This window comes from Methylobacterium trifolii, assembly GCF_022179685.1.
Lineage (GTDB): Bacteria > Pseudomonadota > Alphaproteobacteria > Rhizobiales > Beijerinckiaceae > Methylobacterium > Methylobacterium trifolii.
In genome coordinates this window covers 1-8195 of record NZ_BPRB01000293.1, presented here as the reverse complement: position 1 = coordinate 8195, position 8195 = coordinate 1, and the positions used below count along the sequence as shown (strand labels likewise).

Below are 8195 nucleotides of genomic sequence, written 5' to 3'. Positions count from 1 at the left end.
CGCCCAGATCATCGACGTGAACATGGACGAGGGCCTACTCGATTCCGAGAAGGCGATGGTGGAGTTCCTCAACCTGGTCGCCGCCGAGCCCGACATCGCCCGCGTGCCGGTGATGGTCGATTCCTCGAAATTCCACGTGATCGAGGCCGGCCTGAAGTGCATCCAGGGCAAGCCGATCGTGAACTCGATCTCGATGAAGGAGGGCGTCGAGAAGTTCGTCCACGACGCCAAGATCTGCCGCTCCTACGGCGCCGCCGTGGTCGTGATGGCCTTCGACGAGCAAGGGCAGGCCGACAGTTTCGAGCGCAAGGTCGAGATCTGCACCCGCGCCTACAAGGTGCTCACCGAGCAGGTCGGATTCCCGCCTGAGGACATCATCTTCGATCCCAACATCTTCGCGGTCGCGACCGGCATTGAGGAGCACAACGGCTACGGCGTAGCCTTCATCGAGGCGACCCGCACGATCCGGGAGACGCTGCCCCACGCCCACATCTCGGGCGGCGTCTCGAACCTCTCCTTCGCCTTCCGCGGCAACGAGCCGGTACGCGAGGCGATGCACGCGGTGTTCCTGTACCACTGCATCCAGGCCGGCATGGACATGGGCATCGTCAATGCGGGCCAGCTCTCGGTCTACGACGAGATCAGGCCGGAGCTGCGCGAGCTGTGCGAGGACGTGGTCCTCAACCGGCGCGACGATTCCACCGAGCGCCTGCTGGAGGCCGCCGAGCGTTTCAAGACCGGGGGCGACGCCAAGGCGCGGGTCGCCGACCTGACCTGGCGCGAGGCAAGCGTCGCGAAGCGCATCGAGCACGCGCTCGTCAACGGCATCACCGAGTATATCCTGGCCGATACCGAGGAGGCCCGCCAGGGCGTCGAGCGCCCGCTCCACGTCATCGAGGGCCCGCTGATGGCCGGCATGAACGTGGTGGGCGACCTGTTCGGCTCGGGCAAGATGTTCCTGCCGCAGGTGGTCAAGTCCGCCCGCGTGATGAAGCAGGCGGTGGCCTACCTGGAGCCGTACATGGAGGCGGAGAAGCTCGCCAACGGCGGCGACGGCAAGCGGCGCGCGGCCGGCAAGGTGCTGATGGCCACCGTCAAGGGCGACGTGCACGACATCGGCAAGAACATCGTCGGCGTGGTTCTCGCCTGCAACAACTACGAGATCATCGACCTCGGGGTGATGGTGCCGACCCAGAAGATCCTCGACACGGCCAGGCGTGAGAACGTCGACATCGTCGGCCTCTCCGGCCTGATCACCCCTTCCCTCGACGAGATGGTGCACGTGGCCGGCGAGATGGAGCGCGAGGGCTTCGACGTGCCGCTCCTGATCGGCGGCGCCACCACCAGCCGCGTCCACACCGCCGTGAAGATCCACCCGGCCTACGCGCGGGGCCAGGCGATCTACGTCACGGATGCCAGCCGCGCCGTGGGCGTGGTCTCCAGCCTGATCTCGAAGGAGACCCGGGGGGCGACCATCGAGACGGTGCGCGCCGAGTACCGCAAGGTCGCCGACGCCCACGCCCGCTCGGAACTCGACAAGCAGCGCCTGCCGCTCGCCAAGGCCCGCGCCAACGCCTTCAAGATCGACTGGTCGGGCTACGCGCCGAAGAAGCCGAGCTTCACCGGCACGCGGGTCTTCGCCTCCTACGAGGTCGCCGACCTCGTGCCCTACATCGACTGGACGCCGTTCCTGCAGACCTACGAGTTCAAGGGCCGCTACCCGGCGATCTTCGAGGACCCTAACCAGGGACCGGCGGCCAGGGCCCTGTTCGACGACGCGCAGGAGATGCTGGCCCAGATCGTGGCCGAGCGCTGGTTCAACCCGAAGGCGATCCTCGGCTTCTGGCCCGCGAACTCCGTAGGCGACGACATCCGCCTGTATACCGGCGAGAGCCGGACGGAGGTGCTGGCGAGCTTTCACGGGCTGCGCCAGCAGCTCTCCAAGCGCGACGGGCGCCCCAATACCTGCCTGTCGGACTTCATCGCCCCGGCCGGGAGCGGCATTGCCGACTACGTCGGCGGCTTCGTGGTCACGGCGGGCCTGGAGGAGGTGCGCATCGCCGAGCGCTTCGAGCGGGCCAACGACGATTACCGCTCGATCCTGGTCAAGGCGCTGGCCGACCGCATCGCCGAGGCGTTCGCCGAACGCATGCATGAGCGCGTGCGCCGGGAGTTCTGGGGCTACGCCCCGGACGAGACCTTCACCCCCGAAGACCTCGTGCGGGAGGAATACGACGGCATCCGCCCGGCTCCCGGCTACCCATCCCAGCCCGACCACACCGAGAAGGTCACCCTGTTCGACCTGCTCCAGGCGGAGCGCCGCATCGGCGTGAAGCTGACCGAATCCTACGCGATGTGGCCAGGCTCCTCGGTCTCGGGCCTCTACCTAGCCCACCCGAAGGCGCATTACTTCGGCGTCGCCAAGGTCGAGCGCGACCAAGTCGAAGACTATTCCACCCGCAAGGGCATGGACGTCCGCGAGGTGGAGCGCTGGCTTGGGCCGATCCTGAATTACGATCCGGCCCGCTACCTCGCGGCCGCCGCGGAATAGAGGTCTTTCGATCGAGCCCGCCGCTTGCGCGGGACATCCCGCCGGGCTCGATTTGCAAAGGTTCTAATCTCGGTTACGTTCGACCGATGGTCGAACACGCGACATCGCCTCCGGATGCCGTCTTCCGCGTCTGCGCCGATGGCATGCGGCGGGCGATACTCGGCAATCTGTCGGGCAACGCGCTCTCGATCACCGAGATCGGCGCGTCCTCCGATGTGGTCTATGCGAGCTCGAAGCGTGTGACGCCGCCGACCGCGGATGCCGACCCGGGCGGCAAATCGTGAAGGCCCGGACCTGCGAAGGTCGCGCCGAGCCCCCCTGCGGGAAGGCAACCGACCGCGCGCTCGCGGCACTCGCTTGCGAACTCCACCAGATCGCACGTCACCTAATCGCCCAGTCGTTTCCGACGATGCGCGCCCCCTGCCGAGCCGACCGACCACGTCGGATCGGCGAGGCCTATCGGCTTCCGTGAAGGCCGACGACCGCAAGACAATAAAAACAAGAATCTTCTTCAAAATCTAGGGATCGGAACCATGCTCCAAGAAGCGGTCACCAAACTCGGCGCGTGTCCACACGATTGTCCCGACACCTGCTCGATGATCTATACGGTCGAGGCGGGCAGACTCACGGAGGTGCGCGGCAACCCGGACCATCCGATGACCCGCGGCGCCCTCTGCGCCAAGGTCAAGGACTTCGACAAGCACCACTACAATCCCGACCGGGTGCTCTACCCGATGCGCCGCAGCGGTCCCAAGGGCAGCGGGCGGTTCGCGCGCATCACCTGGGACGAGGCCCTGGCGGAGGTCCACCGGCGGTTCACCGGCATCATCGCGACTCACGGTGCCGAGGCGATCCTGCCCTACAACTATCTCGGCAACGAGGGCGTGGTGCAGGGCCTCACGGTCGGCGACGCCTTCTTCAACCGGCTTGGAGCTACGGTCGCGGAGAAGACCTTCTGCGGGTCGGGCTCGTGCACGGCGTGGCTGCTGACGGTGGGGCCGACGAACGGCACCGACCCGATGAGCTTCGCCCAGTCGAAATACATCGTCATCTGGGGCTGCAACTCGGTCTCGACCAACATCCACCACTGGCACGTGGTGAAGGAAGCCCAGCGCAACGGCGCCAAGGTGGTGGTGATCGACCCCTACCGCTCGCGTACGGCCAAGGAGGCCGACTGGCACCTGATGCCGAAGCCCGGCACCGACGGGGCCCTCGCCATGGCGATGATCAACGTGATCGTCGAAGAGGGCCTGACCGATGCCGACTACGTCGCGCGGCATACGGTCGGCTTCGAGCCCCTGAAGGAGCGCGCCGCCGCCTTCACGCCCGAATACGCCGAGACGATCTGCGGCATCCCGGCCGCGGACATCCGCCGGCTGGCGCGGGAATACGCCACCACCCGCAACGCCGCCCTCCGCCCCGGCATCGCCGTCGAGCGCAGCGCCGGCGGAGCCCAGGCGCTCCGTGCGATCTTCTCCCTGCCCGCGCTGACCGGCTCGTGGAAGGACCCCGGCGGCGGCGTCTACCAGATGCCCCTCTGGGAATTCCCGGTGCATTGGGACCGCGTCTGCCGGCCCGACCTGATCCCGGAGGGCACACGGGCGCTCAACGTGCTCAAGCTCGGCGAGATCCTCAACGGGGAGGCCGGCATCGACCCCGGCATCCACGCGCTGATGGTGTACAACGCCAACCCGGTCTCGAACTCGACCGAGACGGAGAAGATCAAGCGCGGCCTGGCCCGCGAGGACCTGTTCACGGTCGTCAGCGAGCACTTCGTCACCGACACGGCCCGCTACGCCGACATCCTGCTGCCGGCGACCATGGCAGCCGAGCACGACGACATGATGTTCTCGTGGGGGCACTTCTTCTTCACCCTCAACCAGAAGGCCATCGAGCCGCCCGGCGAGGCCGTGTCCAACGCCGAGCTGTTCCGGCGCCTTGCCAGGACCTTCGGCTTCACCGAGCCGCAATTCTCCATGGACGAGACCGCGTTGATGGAATGGTATCTCGACTGGGACAGCCACAAGCTCGGCGGCATCGACATGGCCTACTTCCGCGAGCACGGGTACTACCGCCTCGACATCGGCGAGCCGGCCACGCGGACGCCGCATGCCGAGGGCAACTTCCCGACGCCATCGGGCAAGTGCGAGTTCTTCTCCCAGAGCGCCATCGACAACGGCAACTTCGTCGCCCCGCCCTTCCGGCAGATGTACGAGGCCCAGCAGGGCGGCGAGGTCCTGGACCCGCTGCCCGGCTACGTGCCGGCCAACGAGCGCCCGGAGACGAATCCGGGCCAGGCCGAGCGCTATCCCCTCAACATCGTCTCGCCCAAGAGCCACGGCTTCCTGAACTCGCAATATGCCAACGAGGCCCACAAGATCCGGTCGCAGGGCGAGCAGGCGATCCTGATCAACCCGCGGGATGCGCTGACGCGCGAGATCACCGAGGGCTCCCTGGTGAAGGTGTTCAACGACCGCGGCGCGTTCCATGGCCAAGCCAAGGTCACCGACGACGTGCCACCCGGCATGGTCGTGGCGTCCCTCGGCTACTGGCATTCGCTCAACCGGGGCGGAGCGGTGAACGTGATCAGTTCCTCGACCTACGGGGGCATGGGGCACTCGCCGACTTTCAGCGACAACCTCGTGCAGGTCGGATTGGCCCAATAGCCTTCGACCGCCGACGCGAACGCGAGGATCGGAGGGCCGGCCCTGCTCATGAGGGCCGGTCTTTGGCAGTCGCGCGGGGCGACGCGGGGACGAAGCGCTTCTGCGCCTCGAACCGGGCTCCGCGGTTGCGATGGTGCCGGGCAAGGTGACACCCGGACCCGCGGAGGGGACGCTTGCAACTGGAGACGGCAGGAATCCGGGGCACGCGATTGCCCCGTTCTGTGTCCCGGGCGCGCTTGACCACACAAGCGTAGCGGTTTCAATGCCTCGGCGGCCAGACCGCGTGCGCCCTGGAGCCGACTGCCGTTTCACGGACGCTGCAGTGCGCTTCAGGTTCTTGTTGTCACATGATGTTTTCGGAAAACCGGATTCCACTTTTCCGCATCATGCTCGAGGGAGACGACGATGCAGCGGCTGGCGTCAGGCTTGGCCATCACGCTCGGCCTCGCGGTCTCCGGCTGCACGGGGTTCGGCTACATCTCCAAGACCTACGTCAGCCTGAAGCCCCAGGTGGTGACGATCAGCTGTAACGACCCCTACGAGGTCTACGACCAGCGCCAGCAGCGGCGGATGCTGGTGGTCTCCAATGCGCTGCGCGAGGTGACGGGCTGTGGCATCGGCGACCGCTACGCCGCCCGCGACCCGGCCGAGACACGGGCGCAGCGCTTCCGCCTCGCGGCGCGGACCTACCTCGACGAGACCGTGCGGGAGGATTGCCGGGTCAGTGGCGAGACCGTCTTCACCGACCTCCAGACCGAGTTCAGCTACACATGCGCCGGACCGGTCGAGCCGCGCAACGCGAAGGTGCCGCGCCTCCCGGGCCGGTCGGGCGTCGGCGCCGGACCGCGCTGAGCGGAGGACCGTCCCGGTGAGTCTCAGCCGGCCCGGCTAATCCTGCGGGGGATGGGAGAACGTCCGCTCCGTCGCATCCCCCGCCGCCGCGAGCAGGGCGCGGGCGAAGGCGCGGGCCTCGGCCCGGTCGAGGACAAGGGCCGCCGTCACGGGACTTCCGCTGAGGTCCGGCAGGCCGAGTTCCAGCCGTACGCCGTCCGCGGTGGGGGTGGCCGACAGGCTCCAGCCACGCTCCGTTCCCCCGTCTCCGGCCTGTCCCGGTTCGCCCATGGCCGACGCACCCGCTCGAGCCCCGCGTTGCGCAGGGCGTGCGGTCGTGATGACCGATCGGGCGCCCGCTGACCAGAGGATTTCGGAGATGACCCCGCCGGCGAAGGCGCCGGACTAGCGAGCGCCCTGCTGGCGCCGACCAGGCAGGGTCGGCCCCGCCTCCCGCAACCGCCGAGTCCGAGAGCCGGACAAAGACTGGGAAAAATCAGACGGCCGGTTGGAGGGTGTCCTGCCGCGGGCTCGCGCCAGCAGCCTCGCGCAGGGCTGTGACTGTCTGGTCGGAGGCCGCCTCGACGGCCAGCGCTTCAAGGCGCTCGCGGGTGGGGGCAGGGAGACGGACGAGAACGATGGTGCCGCAATTCTCTTCGGAGCGGATGCGGAGCGAGCCGCCGTGCAGTTCAGCCATGGAACGGGCGATGGCGAGCCCCAGGCCCGAGCCCTTGTGGCTGCGGACCAGGTTCGTCTCGACCTGCGTGAACGGGCGGCCGAGCTTCGGCAGCGCCGATTTCGGGATGCCGACGCCGTTGTCCTCGACGAAGAGATGCGTCCGGTCGCCGGCGTGGCGGGCGCGGACGACGACGCGACCGCCGGCCGGCGTGAACTTCACCGCGTTCTGGAGCAGGTTGACCAGGATCTGCTGGAGGCCGCGCTCGTCCGCGAGCAGCGTCAGGCCGTCCGCGATGTCGACCTCGACACTGAGCGACTTGGACTTCGCGTCCGCCGCGACGAGCTTCAACGCCGCCGTAACCGCCGCATCGGCCGGGACCGGCCGGGGATCGAGCCTGACGCGGTGCGCTTCGAGGCGCGACATGTTCAGGATGTCGTCGATCATCGAGAGCAGGTAGTGCCCGCTGGCGTGGATGTCTCGGCAATACTCGGCGTAGCGCGGCGCGCCGAGGGGGCCGAGCACCTCGTTGGCCATCACGTCGGCGAAGCCGATGATGGCGTTCAGGGGCGTACGGAGTTCGTGGCTCATGTTGGCCAGGAACTCGGACTTGGCGTGGTTGGCGCTCTCGGCGACGGCCTTCTGGTCGAGGTAGCGCTCGGCCAGGTCCGCGAGTTGGTGGGTCTGGAGCTCGAGCGTGCGGCGGGAGCGCTTGAGGTCCTTGACGGTCTCGATCAGTTCGCGCTCGGAGGCCACGAGCTGGTCCTGGTGCCGCTTGAGGCTGGTGATGTCGGTGCCGACCGAGACGTAGCCGCCGTCCTTGGTCCGCCGCTCGCTGATCTGGAGCCAGCGCCCGTCCGTCAGCTCGGCCTCGAAGGTCTGGGAGGTCGCGCTCTGCACGGCGCCTTCGGGCACTTCGCGGCGCAGGCGCGGGAGTACGCCTCGGCCCATCACGTCGACGTAGCGCCGGCCCGCCTGCGCGTCCTCGGGGCTCAGGGCGTGGAGGTGGCGGAACTTCGAGTTGCAGAGCACCAGGCGGTTGCCGGTGTCCCAGAGCACGAAGGCCTCGGAGATCGCCTCGACCGCGTCGCGCAGGCGCATGTCGGCGGTGGCTGTCGTCTCGGCGAGGTGCTGCTGCTCGGTCACGTCCACGGCGATGCCGACGAGGTGGCGGCCGCCGTCGGCGGCATCCGGCACCACTTCGGCGCGGGTCCGCAGCCAGACGTAGGCGCCGTTGGCGCCCCGCATCCGGAACGCGTGGTCCACCAGGGTCTGGCTCGCGGCGAGCCCGCGGGCGAGGCTGTAGAGGTCGCCGTCGTCGGGATGCACCAGGGCGTTGACGTCGCCGAAGGCAAGGAACTCGGCTTCGCGCTTGTAGCCGAGCAGGGCGTACATGGAGTCGGACCAGTAGATGCGTCCCCGTGGAATGTCCCAGTCCCACAAGCCGCAGCCGCCGCGTCCGAGCGCGGTG

6 protein-coding genes are annotated in these 8195 nt (G+C 68.2%); 4 read left to right on the top strand and 2 right to left on the bottom strand.

Annotated features, from left to right (window positions below):
* From metH to COGEMETH_RS22245, 4 genes are all read left to right on the top strand, one after another.
* Positions 1–2551 (top strand): methionine synthase (gene metH, locus COGEMETH_RS22260; protein WP_238184877.1); only part of this gene is annotated, 2551 nt, incomplete at its 5' end.
* Between the two features lie 86 nt (positions 2552–2637).
* Positions 2638–2835: a hypothetical protein gene (locus COGEMETH_RS22255; RefSeq protein WP_238184876.1), complete on the top strand. Its 198-nt coding sequence runs from the start codon at positions 2638–2640 to the stop codon at positions 2833–2835.
* Positions 2836–3084: 249 nt separating this feature from the next.
* Positions 3085–5217, top strand: a complete 2133-nt coding sequence (locus tag COGEMETH_RS22250) for a molybdopterin-containing oxidoreductase family protein (RefSeq protein ID WP_238184874.1) — start codon at positions 3085–3087, stop codon at positions 5215–5217.
* Positions 5218–5622: 405 nt separating this feature from the next.
* Positions 5623–6069, top strand: a complete 447-nt coding sequence (locus COGEMETH_RS22245; RefSeq protein WP_238184873.1) for a hypothetical protein — start codon at positions 5623–5625, stop codon at positions 6067–6069.
* A gap of 36 nt (positions 6070–6105) precedes the next feature.
* On the opposite strand, the gene COGEMETH_RS22240 is transcribed toward COGEMETH_RS22245, so the two are convergent.
* Positions 6106–6339 (bottom strand): hypothetical protein, encoded by a 234-nt coding sequence (locus COGEMETH_RS22240; RefSeq protein WP_238184872.1) that lies wholly within the window; start codon positions 6337–6339, stop codon positions 6106–6108.
* Between the two features lie 205 nt (positions 6340–6544).
* Positions 6545–8195: PAS domain-containing sensor histidine kinase (locus COGEMETH_RS22235; protein WP_238184871.1), on the bottom strand; the 1651-nt coding region annotated here is incomplete at its 5' end.

Bases quoted from the DNA above. Each gene is read 5' to 3' on its own strand.
- COGEMETH_RS22250 (WP_238184874.1), top strand. From the start codon at position 3,085: ATGCTCCAAGAAGCGGTCACCAAACTCGGCGCGTGTCCACACGATTGT.
- COGEMETH_RS22245 (WP_238184873.1), top strand. From the start codon at position 5,623: ATGCAGCGGCTGGCGTCAGGCTTGGCCATCACGCTCGGCCTCGCGGTC.
- COGEMETH_RS22240 (WP_238184872.1), bottom strand. From the start codon at position 6,339: ATGGGCGAACCGGGACAGGCCGGAGACGGGGGAACGGAGCGTGGCTGG.
- COGEMETH_RS22255 (WP_238184876.1), top strand. From the start codon at position 2,638: ATGGTCGAACACGCGACATCGCCTCCGGATGCCGTCTTCCGCGTCTGC.